At 43.7% G+C, this 16,493-nt stretch carries 16 protein-coding genes; all 16 read left to right on the plus strand.

Annotation, left to right across the window (positions count from 1 at the left end):
* Window positions 1–71: 71 nt before the first annotated feature.
* The 16 genes from glgB to A3GY_RS0100965 all read left to right on the plus strand — a co-directional run bounded on the left by glgB (window position 72) and on the right by A3GY_RS0100965 (window position 16,458).
* The gene (gene glgB / locus A3GY_RS0100890) at window positions 72–1,949 is read left to right on the plus strand and encodes a 1,4-alpha-glucan branching protein GlgB (protein ID WP_018029507.1); all 1,878 of its coding nucleotides are present in this window, start codon (window positions 72–74) and stop codon (window positions 1,947–1,949) included.
* A 23-nt stretch (window positions 1,950–1,972) separates the two neighbouring features.
* Complete coding sequence (locus A3GY_RS0100895; protein ID WP_018029508.1) at window positions 1,973–3,112, plus strand: glucose-1-phosphate adenylyltransferase; 1,140 nt, start codon at window positions 1,973–1,975, stop codon at window positions 3,110–3,112.
* On the plus strand, window positions 3,102–4,235 hold the full coding sequence (gene glgD / locus A3GY_RS0100900; protein ID WP_018029509.1) for a glucose-1-phosphate adenylyltransferase subunit GlgD: 1,134 nt from the start codon (window positions 3,102–3,104) through the stop codon (window positions 4,233–4,235). Before A3GY_RS0100895 ends, glgD begins: the two co-directional genes overlap by 11 nt.
* On the plus strand, window positions 4,232–5,662 hold the full coding sequence (glgA, locus tag A3GY_RS0100905; protein WP_018029510.1) for a glycogen synthase GlgA: 1,431 nt from the start codon (window positions 4,232–4,234) through the stop codon (window positions 5,660–5,662). The genes glgD and glgA overlap by 4 nt, the downstream gene beginning before the upstream one ends.
* A gap of 26 nt (window positions 5,663–5,688) precedes the next feature.
* Window positions 5,689–8,085, plus strand: a complete 2,397-nt coding sequence (locus A3GY_RS0100910) for a glycogen/starch/alpha-glucan phosphorylase (protein WP_018029511.1) — start codon at window positions 5,689–5,691, stop codon at window positions 8,083–8,085.
* A gap of 199 nt (window positions 8,086–8,284) precedes the next feature.
* Entirely contained in the window at window positions 8,285–8,488 is a 204-nt protein-coding gene (locus tag A3GY_RS0100915) for a F0F1 ATP synthase subunit C (protein ID WP_197708972.1), read from the plus strand.
* A gap of 38 nt (window positions 8,489–8,526) precedes the next feature.
* On the plus strand, window positions 8,527–9,240 hold the full coding sequence (gene atpB, locus A3GY_RS0100920; RefSeq protein WP_018029513.1) for a F0F1 ATP synthase subunit A: 714 nt from the start codon (window positions 8,527–8,529) through the stop codon (window positions 9,238–9,240).
* A gap of 17 nt (window positions 9,241–9,257) precedes the next feature.
* Window positions 9,258–9,758, plus strand: a complete 501-nt coding sequence (gene atpF / locus A3GY_RS0100925; RefSeq protein WP_018029514.1) for a F0F1 ATP synthase subunit B — start codon at window positions 9,258–9,260, stop codon at window positions 9,756–9,758.
* On the plus strand, window positions 9,755–10,294 hold the full coding sequence (locus A3GY_RS0100930) for a F0F1 ATP synthase subunit delta (protein WP_018029515.1): 540 nt from the start codon (window positions 9,755–9,757) through the stop codon (window positions 10,292–10,294). The genes atpF and A3GY_RS0100930 overlap by 4 nt, the downstream gene beginning before the upstream one ends.
* Before the next feature lie 15 nt (window positions 10,295–10,309).
* Window positions 10,310–11,815, plus strand: a complete 1,506-nt coding sequence (gene atpA, locus A3GY_RS0100935; protein ID WP_018029516.1) for a F0F1 ATP synthase subunit alpha — start codon at window positions 10,310–10,312, stop codon at window positions 11,813–11,815.
* Between the two features lie 17 nt (window positions 11,816–11,832).
* Complete coding sequence (locus tag A3GY_RS0100940) at window positions 11,833–12,711, plus strand: F0F1 ATP synthase subunit gamma (protein WP_018029517.1); 879 nt, start codon at window positions 11,833–11,835, stop codon at window positions 12,709–12,711.
* A 21-nt stretch (window positions 12,712–12,732) separates the two neighbouring features.
* Complete coding sequence (atpD, locus tag A3GY_RS0100945) at window positions 12,733–14,139, plus strand: F0F1 ATP synthase subunit beta (protein WP_018029518.1); 1,407 nt, start codon at window positions 12,733–12,735, stop codon at window positions 14,137–14,139.
* Between the two features lie 12 nt (window positions 14,140–14,151).
* On the plus strand, window positions 14,152–14,571 hold the full coding sequence (locus A3GY_RS0100950) for a F0F1 ATP synthase subunit epsilon (RefSeq protein WP_018029519.1): 420 nt from the start codon (window positions 14,152–14,154) through the stop codon (window positions 14,569–14,571).
* A gap of 143 nt (window positions 14,572–14,714) precedes the next feature.
* Window positions 14,715–14,951 (plus strand): DUF1146 family protein, encoded by a 237-nt coding sequence (locus A3GY_RS0100955; RefSeq protein ID WP_026161857.1) that lies wholly within the window; start codon window positions 14,715–14,717, stop codon window positions 14,949–14,951.
* A 44-nt stretch (window positions 14,952–14,995) separates the two neighbouring features.
* A complete protein-coding gene (gene murA / locus A3GY_RS0100960; RefSeq protein ID WP_018029521.1) occupies window positions 14,996–16,267 on the plus strand; it encodes a UDP-N-acetylglucosamine 1-carboxyvinyltransferase in 1,272 nt (423 codons plus the stop codon).
* Between the two features lie 2 nt (window positions 16,268–16,269).
* Window positions 16,270–16,458, plus strand: a complete 189-nt coding sequence (locus tag A3GY_RS0100965) for a DNA-directed RNA polymerase subunit beta (RefSeq protein WP_018029522.1) — start codon at window positions 16,270–16,272, stop codon at window positions 16,456–16,458.
* The last annotated feature ends 35 nt before the right edge of the window (window positions 16,459–16,493 follow it).

The following is a 16,493-nucleotide window of genomic DNA, read 5'->3' on the forward strand; positions in this document are numbered from 1 at the left end:
TCTTTTTATTAAATTTTCAAACAATTCTAATTATGGTAGCCTTTGTGTTAAAGTGAGAAGGGGGTGTTTTAATGGACGAAAAAGAAGCGCTTCGAACCTTTGGGACGGGTGAAAATTTTCATGCGCAGCATTACTTTGGTTTCCATAAAACAGAAGAAGATGGCAGAGCCGGCTACGTGTTTAGAGTATGGGCTCCAAATGCTGAGAATGTCCAGCTAATCGGTGATTTTACAGCTTGGTTTGATGCACCGCTGCAGATGACTAAGAATGAAGCAGGGGTATGGGAAGTCTTTACGGATCAGCCCAAGGAAGGTCAGATTTATAAATACTTGGTGACCCGACAGGGAGGCCAAGTAGTGGAAAAAATGGATCCTTTTGCCGTTTATTTGGAAGAAAGACCTGGTACGGGAGCCGTTATTCACCATATTCCGGAGAAGAAATGGAAGGATGGTCTTTGGCTAGGACGCCGTAAACGGTTAGGCTTCTTTGAAAGACCGGTCAATATTTACGAGATCCATGCCTCTTCTTGGAAAACCAATGAAGATGGGTCTCCTTACCGCTTTGATCAACTCAAAGAAGAGCTCATCCCTTACTTGGTGGAGATGAATTACACCCATGTGGAGTTTATGCCACTGATGGCTCACCCCTTAGGAATGAGCTGGGGTTATCAACTGATGGGCTTTTTTGCTTTTGAGCATACCTATGGGACACCCGAACAGTTTCAGGATTTTGTCGAGGCCTGTCACCAAAATAATATTGGTGTTATCGTGGATTGGGTACCTGGTCATTTTACCATCAATGATGACGCGCTTGCTTACTTTGACGGGACACCAACGTTTGAATATCAAGATCATGACCGTGCCCATAATTACCGCTGGGGGGCCCTTAATTTTGATTTAGGCAAAAATCAGGTTCAATCTTTCCTGATCTCCAGCCTTAAATTCTGGATTGAGTTCTACCATATTGATGGGGTTCGGGTTGATGCAGTCAGCAATATGCTTTATTTGGATTATGATGAAGGACCATGGCAGCCCAATAAGGATGGCGGCAACCGTAATTTAGAAGGTTACTATTTCTTGCAGCGTCTTAATACCGTGATTAAACTGGCTCATCCAGATGTTATGATGATTGCCGAAGAATCAACTGCTTCAACTAAGATTACCGGTCGCAGAGAAGAAGGTGGCTTAGGCTTTGATTACAAGTGGAATATGGGGTGGATGAATGATATTCTGAAATTCTATGAAGAAGATCCGGTTTATCGCAAATTTGATTTTAATCTAGTGACCTTTAGTTTTATGTACCTGTTTTCAGAAAACTTTATCTTGCCATTTTCACATGACGAAGTCGTCCATGGGAAGAAGAGTCTGATGCACAAGATGTGGGGAGATCGCTATAACCAATTTGCCGGTCTTAGAAATCTCTATACCTACCAGATTTGCCATCCAGGTAAAAAATTACTCTTTATGGGCAGTGAATTTGGTCAATTCTTAGAATGGAAATACGACCAGCAGCTAGAGTGGGGAAATCTTGAGGACGACCTCAATCAAAAAATGCAAACTTTCACGAGCAAATTAAACCAATTCTATAAGGACCATAAGGTTCTGTGGCAAGTTGACACCAGTTACGACGGCATTGAAATCATCGACGCTGATAATCGTGATGAGAGTGTCCTGTCCTTCATTCGAAAAAACAAGAAAGGAGAAATGTTAATCTGTGTCTTCAATATGGCTCCGGTGGAACGCCAAGGCTTTACCATTGGTGTCCCAATTGCAGGCCTTTATGAAGAAATTTGGAATACTGAGCTAGAAGAACATGGCGGTGTCTGGAAGGAACATAACGAAACCGTTAAGACACAAAAAGGGTTGTGGAAGGATTATGAAAATACCCTCAGCTTCACCCTGCCAGCTCTGGGCGCAAGTATATGGCGGATTAAACGTCGTTATAAGTAATTGTATTTGGGAAGGAAAATGACATGAAGAATGAAATGTTGGCTCTCATCCTCGCAGGGGGACAAGGGACTCGTCTTGGAAAATTAACACAAAGCATCGCTAAACCAGCAGTGCAGTTCGGGGGGCGTTATCGCATTATTGACTTTGCCCTGTCAAACTGTGCCAATTCTGGCATTCACAATGTTGGCGTCATTACCCAGTATCAGCCGCTTGCATTAAACAGCCATATCGGAAATGGCTCTGCTTGGGGTCTTGACGGTATTAATTCCGGTGCGACCATTTTGCAGCCTTATTCAGCGACAGAGGGCAATCGTTGGTTTGAAGGCACCAGCCATGCTATCTATCAAAACATTGACTATATTGACAGCGTTAACCCAGAATATGTCCTTATTCTGTCGGGCGACCATATCTACAAGATGGATTATGATGATATGCTCCAAACGCACAAGGACAATATGGCCAGCCTAACCGTTGCTGTTATTGATGTGCCGCTGAAAGAAGCCAGCCGTTTTGGTATCATGAATACTGATTCGAGCGACCGTATTGTTGAATTTGAGGAAAAACCTGAAAATCCAAAATCAACCAAGGCTTCAATGGGAATTTACATCTTCACTTGGGATCGGCTGCGTTCCATGCTGGTAGATGCTGCTAAGAATAAAGTGGATATGTCAGATTTCGGTAATAATGTTATTCCTGCTTACCTAGAAGCGGGAGACCGTGTTTACACCTACAATTTCAAAGGTTACTGGAAAGATGTGGGAACGATTGAATCCCTTTGGGAAGCAAACATGGAATACATCGCAGAAGAAAACGAACTCAATAGCAGGGATCGTTCTTGGAAAATTTACTCTAAAAACTTAATTGCTCCGCCAAACTTTATTACTGAAAATGCCAGTGTGAAAGATTCCTTGGTTGTGGACGGCTGTTTTGTTGACGGGAAGGTGGACCACTCCATCCTGTCCACCAATGTTCATGTTAAGGAAAATGCTGAAATTAAAGACAGTTTCATCATGAGCGGTGCAACAATCGGCGAAGGTGCAAAAATCACAAGAGCGATTATCGGTGAAGGCGCTGTTATTGGTGACAATGTTGAGATTGATGGCAGCGAAGAAGTTCAGGTGATTGGTTATAATGAGAGAGTGGGGGTTCCAAATGAAGACTGATAAATATTCTGCAATTTTAGGTAATGCCGTAGGCTACCATGATATGGAAGGGCTGACGGATAATCGTCCCTTAGCTAACCTGCCTTTTGACGGCAAATACCGGCTGATTGACTTTCAACTGTCTAATCTGGCTAATGCTGGGATTCGCAGTGTTTACGGAATTTTCCGCGGACAAAATATCCGCTCTGTCTTTGACCATATCAGAAGCGGACGCGAGTGGGGCTTAAATACACTTCTGAGTCATTATTTCCTAGGTTTCTACAATACGGATGTTGAGAGTCAAGTGACTGACAGGGATTACTATGAGCAAATCCTAACATACTTACGCCGTGCGGGTTCAGACCAGACCATTTATATGAGCTGTGATATCCTTTGCAATATTGATTTGCAGCAGGTTATTCACCTCCACAATGCCAATAATCGAGACATTACCGTTGTCTACAAGAAATTGGCCAAAGACCAGCTGTCTCCGGCTAATGATATTTTAGAAATCGATGAGTCCGATACGGTTTCTGGCAAACCAAGTCAGCCGTCAGACTCTGACCTTGAAAAAATGTCAACAGACATTTATGTCATCAACACCCCATTTTTGATTCAAAAAATGGAAGAAGAAGCTGAAAAAGCAGAGCCAAGAAAGCTTCGCTACCTCTTACGCGACTTGATTGTTGAATACAATGCACTGGCCTTTGAGTACACAGGCTATCTAGCTAATATCACCTCTGTCAAATCTTATTACAAGGCCAACATGGATATGCTGGATCCTCAAAAATTCTACTCACTTCTTTATTCAAACCAGAAGGTTTATACCAAGGTAAAAAATGAGGAAGCAACTTATTTTGCAGACTCTTCGGTTGTAAAAAATGCTCAGCTGGCTTCAGGATCTGTTGTCAAAGGGGAAGTTCGGCATTCTATTCTTTCCCGTAACTGCTATGTCGGCAGCAATGTCAAAATTTCGGATTCGATTGTTTTTCCTAAGGCTAAAATTGGCGAAGGAGCAGTGATTGAATATGCGATTATTGACAAGAGCGTCAGCATCGCTCCTGGCGTAACGATTCGGGGAACAGCTGAAAAGCCGTTGGTTATTGGCAAAAACCGTGACATTCTTGAGGATGTGGAACAATGAAAACATTATTTGTAGCAGCAGAAGGGGCACCCTTTGCTAAAACGGGTGGTTTGGGCGATGTCATCGGGGCTCTTCCCAAATCCCTTGTCAAAAATGGCGATGAGGTTGCCGTTATTCTCCCCTATTATGATGTGGTCGACCAAAAATTTGGTGATCAAGCCGAAGATCTCTTCTACTTTTTCACTAATGTTGGCTGGCGCCGTGAATATGTCGGGATGAAACGGATTATCCGAGATGGGGTGTCTTTCTACTTTATTGATAACAAGCACTATTTCTACCGTGGCCGCGTTTATGGGGAATTTGATGATGGCGAGCGTTTTGCTTTCTTCCAGCTGGCTGCCCTAGAGGCTATGGAAAAAATTGATTTTATTCCCGATATTCTTCATGTTCACGACTACCATACGGCTATGATTCCTTATCTTTTGAAGGAAAAATACCACTGGATCAATGCTTATCAGCAGATTAAAACGGTCTTTACGATTCACAATATTGAATTTCAGGGGCAGTTCGATCCAGGGATGCTAGGTCAGCTTTTTGGCGTCGGCGATGAGCGTTACCGTGATGGCACGCTTCGCTGGAATGACTGTCTGAACTGGATGAAAGCCGCTGTTCTTTACGCTGATCGGGTCACAACGGTTTCGCCAAGCTATGCTCAAGAAATCAAGACCCCAGAGTTTGGTAAAGGACTGGATCAAATCATGCGCATGGAATCTGGCAAGTTAAGCGGTATTGTTAATGGTATTGATACGGATACGATTGATCCGGAAACAGACCCTCATTTGGTAGCCCATTTTTCCGTTGATGATCTCAGCGGCAAGGCCAAAAATAAAGCTGCTCTTCAAGAAAGAGTGGGGCTTCCTGTCAGAGCAGATGTTCCTCTGATTGGAATTGTGTCGCGCTTGACAGATCAAAAGGGTTTTAATTTGGTCGTCGAAGAATTAAACAACATTTTGCAACACGATTTGCAAATTGTCTTATTGGGAACCGGTTATGCAGATTTTGAGGGGAGCTTCTCTTGGTTTGCACATGCCTACCCAGAAAAATTATCTGCCAACATTACGTTTGACCTTGAGTTAGCTCAGCAAATCTATGCCGGCAGCGATTTGTTCCTTATGCCGAGTGCTTTTGAGCCTTGCGGTCTGTCGCAGATGATGGCCATGCGCTATGGCAGCCTGCCATTGGTACACGAAGTAGGCGGTCTGAAAGATACCGTTCAGCCCTACAATGAGTTTGAGCACACTGGAACAGGTTTCGGTTTCCAAGACTTTTCAGGCTACTGGCTAAACCGTACACTGGAGTTGGCCTTAGATGTCTACTATAATAGAAAAGAAGATTGGCAAATTCTTCAAAAGACGGCAATGACCAGAGATTTCTCATGGGATACGGCAAGTATTGCCTATCAAAAATTATATCAGGAACTAGTTTAGGCTAGTTCTTTCTTGAAAGGATAAGCATGCAATTAACAAAAGAAAAATTTATTCGCGATTTTAAAGATGCTGTTCACGAAGCACAGCTGATTAAGGTACCTGCGGCGACGCCAACGGAAGCATTTGTTTCCTTGGCCAAGGTGATCAGAAAATATTACACGCCGCTCTGGCTGGAGCGTAATCGCAAGATTTCTGAGGACCAGAAAAAAGTCGCCTATTATTTCTCTATTGAATTTTTACCTGGGCGTATGTTAGAAACCAATCTCCTCAATCTAGGGATTCTTGATACGGTCAAAGAAGGACTGGCTGATTTGGGAATTGATTTTGAAGAGGTCAAAAATGCCGAGCATGATATGGCGCTTGGAAATGGCGGTCTGGGCCGTCTGGCAGCTGCATTCATGGATTCGCTGGCTACAACAGGCTATCCAGGTTTCGGTAATGGTCTCCGTTACAAATACGGACTCTTCAAGCAACGGATTGTCGATGGTTATCAGGTAGAGCTGCCGGATTCTTGGTTTGGGTCAATCGGTAATGTTTGGGAAACCCGTAAGGACCATGATATTGTTGATGTTAAGCTCTTTGGAAATGTCTATCTGCAAGCCAATGAAGAGGGACGTATTATGCCAGTCTATGAAAATGCCCAGATACTTCGGGCGGTTCCTTATGATGTCCCTCAAATTGGTTTTGGCAATGATAATATCAATAATCTTCGTCTTTGGGATGTGGAAATTCCAGAAGAGTATGAATTAAATTACCCAACAGTTGCAGATCGTCGCCGTGTACAGGATATCACAGCTACTCTTTATCCCGATGACAGCAGCTATGAAGGCAAGGAGCTGCGTCTCATTCAGGAATATTTCATGACAAGCGCAGGTTTACAGACGATTATCCAATCTTACCTGAAGCAGAACCGGCCGCTTGAAAATATTCACGAAAAAGTTTCTGTCCATATCAATGATACTCACCCAGCGGTAGCGCCAGCCGAATTGATGCGGCTTTTGGTCGATGACTACGGATTAGAGTGGGATAAGGCTTGGCAAACAACCGTGAAAACCATGTCTTATACCAACCATACCATTTTGTCAGAAGCGCTTGAAAAATGGGATGCTGAACTTTTTAAAAATGTCCTGCCGCGGGTCTATCAAATTATCCTTGAAATCGATAACCGCTACGTCGCTGAATTAGCCCAAAAAGGGGTTAATCCAGAAACCATTGAGAATACACGGATTGTTAAAAATGACCAAATTCACATGGCTAATTTGGCGATTATTGGCGGCCATTCTGTCAATGGGGTGGCGAAACTCCATACAGAACTGCTGAAAGATGACACCTTACACGATTTCTTTGTACTCTTCCCTGAGAAGTTTAATAACAAAACAAACGGTATTGTTCAGCGTCGCTGGACCCAAATTGCGGCTCCGGAATTGTCGGAAGCCATTGATAAAACCATCGGAACGGGCTGGCGAACAGATATTCATGAACTGCGTAAACTCAATGAGTTGGCAGATAATCCAGAAATTCTAGCTGATTTTTATCAGGTGAAACAAGATGCCAAGGCTAAATTAGCTGCCTACATTAAAGAGACCACAGGAATTGACGTCTCTACCGATGCCATCTTTGACGTGCAGGTGAAACGTCTGCACGCTTACAAGCGTCAGCTTCTCAATCTGTTGCATATTATCAAACTATATTGGGACTTAAAAGACAATCCAGATTTGGATATGGTGCCTAGAGTCTTTATCTTTGGTGCCAAGGCTGCTCCGGGTTATCATTTTGCGAAGTCGGTTATCAAACTAATCAATGAAATTGCAAACCTGGTTAATCAGGATGCGTCCCTCCAAGGCAAGCTCAAGGTCGTCTTTCTTGAAAACTACAATGTCAGTCTTGCAGAACTCATTATCCCAGCGGCCAATGTATCGGAACAAATCTCACTTGCTTCCAAGGAAGCTTCCGGAACCTCAAACATGAAATTCATGATGACGGGTGCGGTTACCTTGGCAACACTTGATGGTGCCAATATTGAAATCAAGGATGAAGTGGGAGATGATAATATTGTCATTTTTGGTATGGATAAAGATGAGGTTTACCAGCATTATGCCAACCATGACTATTATTCTCGTGGGGTTTATGAGAGCAATCCGACCATCAAGCGTGTGGTAGACACCTTTGTCAATGGGACCATTCCTAATAGTGCCAGCGAAGGAACGGAGATTTATGAAGCCCTTATCACTCATAATGACGAATACTTCCTTTTGGAGGATTTTGAGGCCTACGTTGCGGCTCAGGCGCAAATCGACGCCCTTTACCGAGATAAGGAAAAATGGTCTCGCATGAGTCTTTTGAACATTGCCAATTCAGATAAATTTACATCTGATGACACTATTACCCAATACGCCCAAGACATTTGGCAGTTGGAAAATTAGTCCTTCCCAATAAAGGATGGCGAAAGCCGTCCTTTTTCACTTTCTGACAGCCTGTGTCAGTTAGAAAAGCATTTTGCTAAGAAGGTTTTCTGTAAAGGTTAAGAAAGGTTTAAGAAATCGCATACAATTGGTAGTTTTCGTTGACAAAGCATAAAAATAGGAATAAACTAAACAGGTAAAAAATTTTAAAGGAGAATTCATCATGAATTTAGCTATTTTAGCACTTGGTATCGCTGTTTTGGGTGTTAGTCTCGGTGAAGGTATTTTGGTTGCCAATATTGCCCAAGCCTCTGCCCGTCAGCCAGAAATGTTTGGGAAATTACGTACTCTTATGATCATGGGGGTGGCCTTTATCGAAGGAACTTTCTTCGTTCTTCTGGCATCAACATTCTTTGTAAACTAAGACATTTCCAGTAAATTCTGGAAAAAGGAGGGATAAGGTTGGAACAAACGGTAAATCCAACAGTTAACTTTTTCGGTATCGAATTTGATTTGACGATACTCTTCATGTCTCTCTTGGTTGTTCTTCTGGCATTTCTCTTTGTCTTCTGGACAAGCCGTCATCTCAAGATGAAGCCAACTGGCAAACAAAATGTGCTGGAATGGGTTTATGATTTTGTCATCGGCATTATTAAGCCTAATTTAGGAGATTATACTGCCAATTACAGCCTGTTTGCCTTTTGCCTCTTTCTCTTCGTTTTGATAGCTAATAATATTGGACTAGTGGCGAAAGTTGAGGTTAAGGGCTATAATATCTGGTCCTCGCCGACGGCCAACTTTGCGGTTGACTTTGGCCTGTCGCTCATGGTGGCGCTTATCTGCCACTTTGAGGGCATCCGTAAAACAGGTCTGAAAAACTACCTGAAGGGTTACTTAGACCCGACACCTGCTATGATGCCTATGAACATCTTAGAAGAGTTGACTAATGTGGTATCACTGGCTCTTCGTCTTTATGGAAATATCTATGCTGGTGAGGTTGTCCTTGCGTTATTAGTACAGTTTGCTAATTTTAGTGTTTTCACAGCACCAATCGCCTTTGTACTTAATATGCTTTGGACAGGTTTTTCAATCTTTATATCCGGTATTCAGGCCTATGTTTTCGTCCTGTTAACAACCACTTATATCGGTAAAAAAGTTAATCCAGAAGAAGAATAAGAAAGGAGAAATGATAAATGTCAACACTTATTAATAGTACAAGTCTAGGTAATTTAATTATTGTGACAGGGTCTTTTGTCCTTTTGTTGGTTCTGATTAAAAAATTTGCCTGGACACAGCTGACAGACGTTTTCAAAGCTAGAGAAGAAAAGATTGCCAATGACCTTGATAAGGCTGAAAGTTCTCGGAAAAATGCTGAGGACTTAGAGAGCAGACGTCAAATTGAATTGAGTCATGCCAAAGGAGAAGCCAATCAGATTATTGAAACGGCTAAGGAAACTGGTAAGACAAATGGCGAAAAATTGGTAGCAGAAGCTAAAGAAGAAGCCGGACGTCTCAAGGAAAAAGCCCAGCAGGATATTGAAATCAGCAAGACAGAAGCCTTCACAGCTGTTAAATCAGATGTTGCTGACCTGTCTTTGCATTTAGCAGAAAAGCTGATTTCTAAAAATCTTGACCAAGAAGCACATAGCCAGCTGATTGATTCTTATTTAGACAAACTAGGAGAAGCGAAATGAATAAGAAAACATTAGCCCTAGTTGATCTCTATGCGAAAAGTCTTGTTGATGTGGCTCTTGAGCATGATGCCGTCAAACCGGTAACGGATGATATTAAGGCGATGCTGGCTGTCTTTGACAGTCAAAAAGACCTGCAGTCACTTTTTGCAACAGACAGCATGGAAGCTTCAGAGAAGGCTAAGATTGTCAGACTCTTTCAGGAACAGGCCTCTCCTTACGTGACTAATTTTCTTGAAGTGCTTTTGCAAAATGAACGTGAGTCACTCCTCTACCCTATTTTGCATTCTGTCTCAGACCAGATGAGTCAGGCAACTCGGAAATTCGACGTTGAGGTCAGAACAGCCGTTCCTTTATCTGATGAACAAAAGAGACGGTTGCAGGAAATCGTTGAAGAAAAATTTGAGCTTCAGCAAGATCGTTTGATTGAAATCGTCGATCAGTCACTTGTTGGCGGTTTTGTCGTTAAAGCGGATAATCGTGTCATTGATACCAGCATTCGCAGACAATTACAAGATTTAAAAATGAATTTGAAATAGAAAGTGGTGTGACTTTTGGCAATTAATGCACAAGAAATTAGCGCTTTAATTAAAAAGCAAATTGAAGACTTCCAGCCAAATTTTGACGTCACAGAGACTGGTATTGTGACCTATATTGGTGACGGTATCGCCCGTGCTCGCGGTCTGGATAATGCCATGAGCGGTGAGTTACTTGAATTTGAAAATGGCAGTTACGGGATGGCTCAAAACCTTGAAGCCAACGACATTGGGATTATCATTCTTGGTGATTTTAATGCGGTCCGGGAAGGTGATGTGGTGAAGCGTACTGGGAAAATTATGGAGGTTCCAGTAGGTGAAGCCCTTATCGGGCGTGTGGTCAATCCGTTGGGACAGCCTGTTGACGGTTTAGGCGACATTGCAACGACAGCGACGCGTCCGGTTGAAACACCTGCTCCTGGCGTGATGCAGCGTAAATCTGTATCAGAGCCTCTGCAGACAGGGATTAAGGCGATTGATGCCCTAGTGCCGATTGGACGCGGTCAACGGGAGCTGATTATTGGTGACCGTCAGACAGGTAAAACATCCGTAGCCATTGATACGATTATTAACCAAAAAGGACAAGACATGATCTGTATCTACGTGGCTATTGGACAAAAAGAGTCCACCGTCCGTACTCAGGTTGAAACCCTGCGTAAATATGGGGCTTTAGACTATACGATTGTGGTCACCGCATCCGCTTCACAGCCGTCTCCTTTGCTGTATATTGCCCCTTATGCAGGTGTTGCAATGGCAGAAGAGTTTATGTACAATGGCAAGCACGCTCTGATTGTTTATGATGATTTATCAAAGCAGGCTGTCGCTTATCGTGAACTGTCTCTCCTACTCCGCCGTCCGCCAGGACGCGAAGCCTATCCTGGGGATGTCTTTTACCTTCACAGCCGCCTTTTGGAACGGTCTGCTAAATTGTCAGATGAATTAGGCGGAGGCTCCATCACAGCTCTTCCTTTCATTGAAACACAAGCCGGTGATATTTCAGCTTATATCGCGACCAATGTTATCTCCATCACTGACGGACAGATTTTCCTTCAGGAAAATCTCTTCAATTCGGGAATTCGTCCCGCCATTGATGCAGGTTCCTCTGTCTCTCGGGTCGGAGGAAGCGCTCAGATTAAGGCTATGAAAAAGGTTGCAGGAACGCTTCGTCTGGACCTGGCTTCCTACCGCGAACTCGAAGCCTTTACGCAATTTGGTTCAGACTTGGATTCTGCAACCCAAGCCAAGCTTAACCGAGGTCGTCGAACAGTAGAGGTTCTCAAGCAAGGTCTGCACAAGCCGTTGGCTGTTGAGAAGCAGGTCTTGATTCTATACGCCTTGACACACGGTTTCCTAGACAGTGTGCCTGTTGATGATATTTTAACCTTTGAAGAAGCGCTCTTTGATTTCTTTGACAGTCATCATGCTGATCTTTTTGAGATTATCCGCACAACAAAGGATCTTCCTGAGGAAGACCAGATGGACAAGGCGATTCAGTCCTTTAAAGATCAGTCGCGCTTTAACTAGTATTGGAGGGATGAATAATGTCAGGCTCTCTTAGTGAAATTAAAACCAAAATCTCGTCAACTCAGAAAACAGGTAAAATCACCAATGCGATGAAGATGGTTTCTTCTGCCAAATTGGTGAAATCAGAGCAGGACTCTAAGCATTTTCAGATTTATGCCTCAAAGATTCGTCAGATTACAACCGATTTATTGAAATGTGACTTGACGACAGGCTCTTCCAATCCCATGTTGATTGCGCGTCCGGTAAAAAAGACCGCTTATATTGTCATTACATCTGACAAGGGTTTGGTTGGTGCTTATAATTCCACCATTTTAAAAGCGGTTTTAGACACCATTCAGGACTACCACCCAGACGGTGATGATTACAGCATTATCGCTATTGGAGGTATGGGAGCAGATTTCTTTAAGGCAAGGAATCTGCCGGTTAGCTTTGAATTACGTGGCTTAGAAGATAATCCAAGTTTTGAGGAAGTGAACCGCATCATTTCCAAATCCGTAGAAATGTACAAAAATGAGCTTTTCGATGAACTGTATGTGTGTTATACCCACCACATCAATAGCCTGACCAGTCAGGTTCGTGTTGAAAAAATGCTCCCGATTTCTGATTTGGATGCAGGTGAGGCCTCTGAGACCGGTGTCAGTGATTTTGTTCTTGAACCAAATCGCGATGCAATCTTGGAGCAGCTCTTGCCTCAATACGCTGAAAGTCTGATCTATGGTGCTATTATTGATGCTAAAACAGCAGAGCATGCTGCCGGTATGACAGCTATGCAGGCGGCAACCGATAATTCTGAGAAGATGATCAAAGAGTTAACCAAACGATACAATCGTGTCCGTCAGGCTGCGATTACACAGGAAATTACAGAGATTGTTGCAGGTGCAAATGCCCTCGACTAATCAAATGAAAAGGAGAGAAGAATGAGCACAGGCAAAATTGCTCAGGTCGTTGGACCGGTTGTAGATGTCGCATTTGCAACGGATGACCAAATACCTGAGATTAATAATGCATTGGTCGTTTATAAAAATGGTGATAAAGCCCAAAGAATCGTTCTTGAAGTTGCCCTTGAGTTAGGTGATGGGGTTGTCAGAACCATTGCGATGGAATCTACAGACGGTTTGACGCGCGGGCTGGAAGTTTTTGACACGGGGCGTGCCATTAGCGTTCCTGTCGGTAAAGAAACCTTGGGACGCGTGTTCAATGTCCTTGGTGATACCATTGATTTGGAGGAACCTTTTTCGGAAGAGGCAGAGCGCCAACCTATCCATAAAAAAGCACCAGCTTTTGATGAACTGTCAACTTCTACGGAGATTCTAGAAACAGGAATCAAGGTTATTGACTTGCTTGCCCCCTACCTTAAAGGTGGTAAGGTTGGTCTTTTTGGTGGTGCCGGGGTAGGGAAAACGGTCCTTATTCAGGAGTTGATCCATAATATTGCTCAGGAACATGGTGGGATTTCTGTCTTTACCGGTGTCGGAGAGCGGACCCGTGAAGGGAATGACCTTTACTGGGAGATGAAAGAGTCCGGTGTTATCGAAAAAACAGCCATGGTATTCGGACAAATGAATGAGCCGCCAGGAGCACGTATGCGGGTGGCGCTTACCGGTTTAACCATTGCTGAGTATTTCCGTGATGTTGAGGGACAGGATGTTTTGCTCTTTATTGACAATATTTTCCGCTTTACCCAGGCAGGTTCGGAAGTATCTGCCCTTCTTGGCCGTATGCCGTCAGCAGTTGGTTACCAGCCGACCCTTGCTACGGAGATGGGACAATTACAGGAGCGAATCACCTCTACCAAAAAAGGCTCGGTTACGTCTATTCAGGCCATCTATGTCCCAGCCGATGACTATACTGACCCAGCACCGGCAACCGCTTTTGCCCACTTAGATTCAACGACAAACCTTGAACGTCGCTTGACACAAATGGGGATTTATCCTGCTGTTGATCCTTTGGCTTCCAGTTCGCGTGCGCTGTCACCGGAAATTGTCGGACAGGAGCATTACGAGGTGGCAACAGAAGTTCAGCATGTTCTTCAACGTTACCGTGAATTGCAGGATATTATCGCTATTTTGGGGATGGATGAATTGTCTGAAGAAGAAAAAACTCTGGTGGCACGTGCTCGCCGTATTCAATTCTTCCTGTCTCAAAACTTTAATGTGGCGGAACAATTCACCGGACAGCCCGGATCTTACGTTCCCGTAGAAGAAACAGTCCGTGGGTTTAAAGAAATTATTGAAGGAAAACACGATGATCTTCCTGAGGATGCTTTCCGTAATGTCGGTGGTATTGAGGACGTCATTGCCAAGGCTAAGCGCATGGGTTACTAGTGAGGTGAGATGATGGCAGATATGATGACTGTTCAAATCGTAACGCCGGATGGTCTGAAATATGACCATCACGCTAATTTTGTCTTAGTGAAGACAACTGATGGAGAACTTGGTATTATGACCAACCATGAAAATATTATTGCTCCCTTGGATGTTCACGAAATGAAAGTCAGACGCATTGACGATGACAGTCATGTGGACTGGATTGCTGTTAATGGCGGTATTATTGAGGTTCAGAACAATCTGATTACTATTGTGGCTGATTCAGCAGAACGTGAACGTGACATTGATGTGTCGCGTGCAGAGCGTGCTAAATTACGTGCAGAACGTGATATTCAAGAAGCAGAAGCGCAGCATCGGATTGATGAGGTACAGCGTGCTAAGATCGCTCTTCAGCGTGCCCTTAACCGTATCAATGTGGGTTCAAAATAAGACAAAAAAACAAGAAGGAACTTCTTGTTTTTTTGGTTCAGCCAGTCTTGTTCCCGCCTTGAGACCGTCAGGCGGTATCTCTGTCAGCTAACATTTAAAGAATATCTTTTGGCGACTTTTCCAAATCATGTTATAATGGGCTTATGGATTATTTAGAGAGTTTGGTGGCTGTCTTTAGTCATCTGACCTGTATCGCTATTTTTTATCACTTGCTGGTCAATCTTTTTGATTGGTCTAAACTGATTAAAGTGACGCCTGAAAATATCAGTCGTTTAAAATTATGCCTGCTCTTTATCAGTATTGCAGTAGGGTATCTAGTGAGCAGTTTTATATTATCTGTTTTAACACTTAGTCAAGAACTTTTCTTTGCATTTAAGTGATGACAGAAAGAGTCTAAGATTACGTATGATAGTTGGAGAAATTTGTGGACAAAATTATTATTGAAGGTGGCAATACAAGACTTCAAGGTGAAGTGACCATTGAAGGGGCTAAGAATGCTGTTTTACCTCTGTTGGCAGCAACAATCTTACCGGTAGAGGGAAAAACGGTTTTAAAGAACGTTCCTATTCTGTCGGATGTTTTTACGATGAATCATGTGGTTAGGGGCTTGAATATTGCTGTCGATTTCGATGAAGCGTTAAATCAAGTTACGGTTGATGCGACTGGAGCTATTTTGGATACGGCGCCTTATGAGTACGTCAGCCAGATGCGCGCTTCTATTGTTGTTCTAGGGCCCATTTTAGCGAGAAATGGTCATGCTAAGGTTTCCATGCCGGGAGGCTGTACGATTGGCAGCCGCCCGATTGACTTGCATTTGAAAGGTCTGGAAGCCATGGGGGCTTCTATCCACCAAGAGGGCGGTGATATTTCTGCTACAGCAGAAAAACTGAAAGGGGCTCATTTTTATATGGACTTTCCTTCGGTCGGCGCCACTCAAAACCTTATGATGGCCGCTACCTTGGCTGAAGGGACGACAGTCCTTGAAAATGCAGCGCGTGAGCCAGAAATTGTTGATTTAGCTAACCTTTTGAATAAAATGGGGGCTCGTGTTTCCGGAGCCGGCACAGAGACGCTGACAATCCGAGGAGTGGCAGAACTTCATGGGGCGGAACATAATGTGGTTCAGGATCGAATTGAAGCCGGAACCTTTATGGTTGCGGCTGCTATGACCAGTGGCAATGTCCTGATTAAAGACGCTGTTTGGGAGCACAATCGTCCCCTTATTTCAAAATTAAGAGAGATGGGGGTTGATGTGCGGGAAGAAGAGGCAGGTATTCGTGTCAAATCAGACGTTTCCAAACTCAAACCTGTTACTGTAAAAACCTTACCGCATCCCGGATTTCCGACCGATATGCAGGCGCAGTTTACCGCTTTAATGGCTGTTGTCAAGGGTGAATCCACTATGATTGAAACCGTCTTTGAAAATCGTTTCCAACATTTGGAAGAGATGCGCCGTATGGGACTGCATTCGGAAATCTTGCGCGATACTGCCATGATTCATGGTGGCCAGAGATTGCAGGGAGCTCAGGTTATGTCTACGGATCTGCGGGCGAGTGCGGCCTTAATCCTCACAGGACTTGTGGCGCAGGGGCAGACAAAAGTTGGTCAGCTGTCCCATTTAGACCGTGGTTATTATCAATTTCATGAGAAACTGGCGCAGCTTGGTGCTGATATCCGACGAGAAAGCGAGGATTAGTTATGAGCAGTGGCTGGAGATATGTCCGCAATCAGATAGCTTTTATCCTTTTCGTCGCCCTTTTATGTCTAGGCTGTCTAGCTTTGGGCTTGATGCTTGGCTATGGTTTCTTTGGTGAAGGGAAGGATGTTGTCTCCATCCTGTCCTTAGACAAGTGGCAGACAATTATTGAAAAATTTACAGGAAAGTAGTAAGTAGGGTAGACCTACTTTTTCTATGGAAAGAT

The sequence above is a fragment of the Streptococcus ferus DSM 20646 genome (assembly GCF_000372425.1).
GTDB lineage: Bacteria > Bacillota > Bacilli > Lactobacillales > Streptococcaceae > Streptococcus > Streptococcus ferus.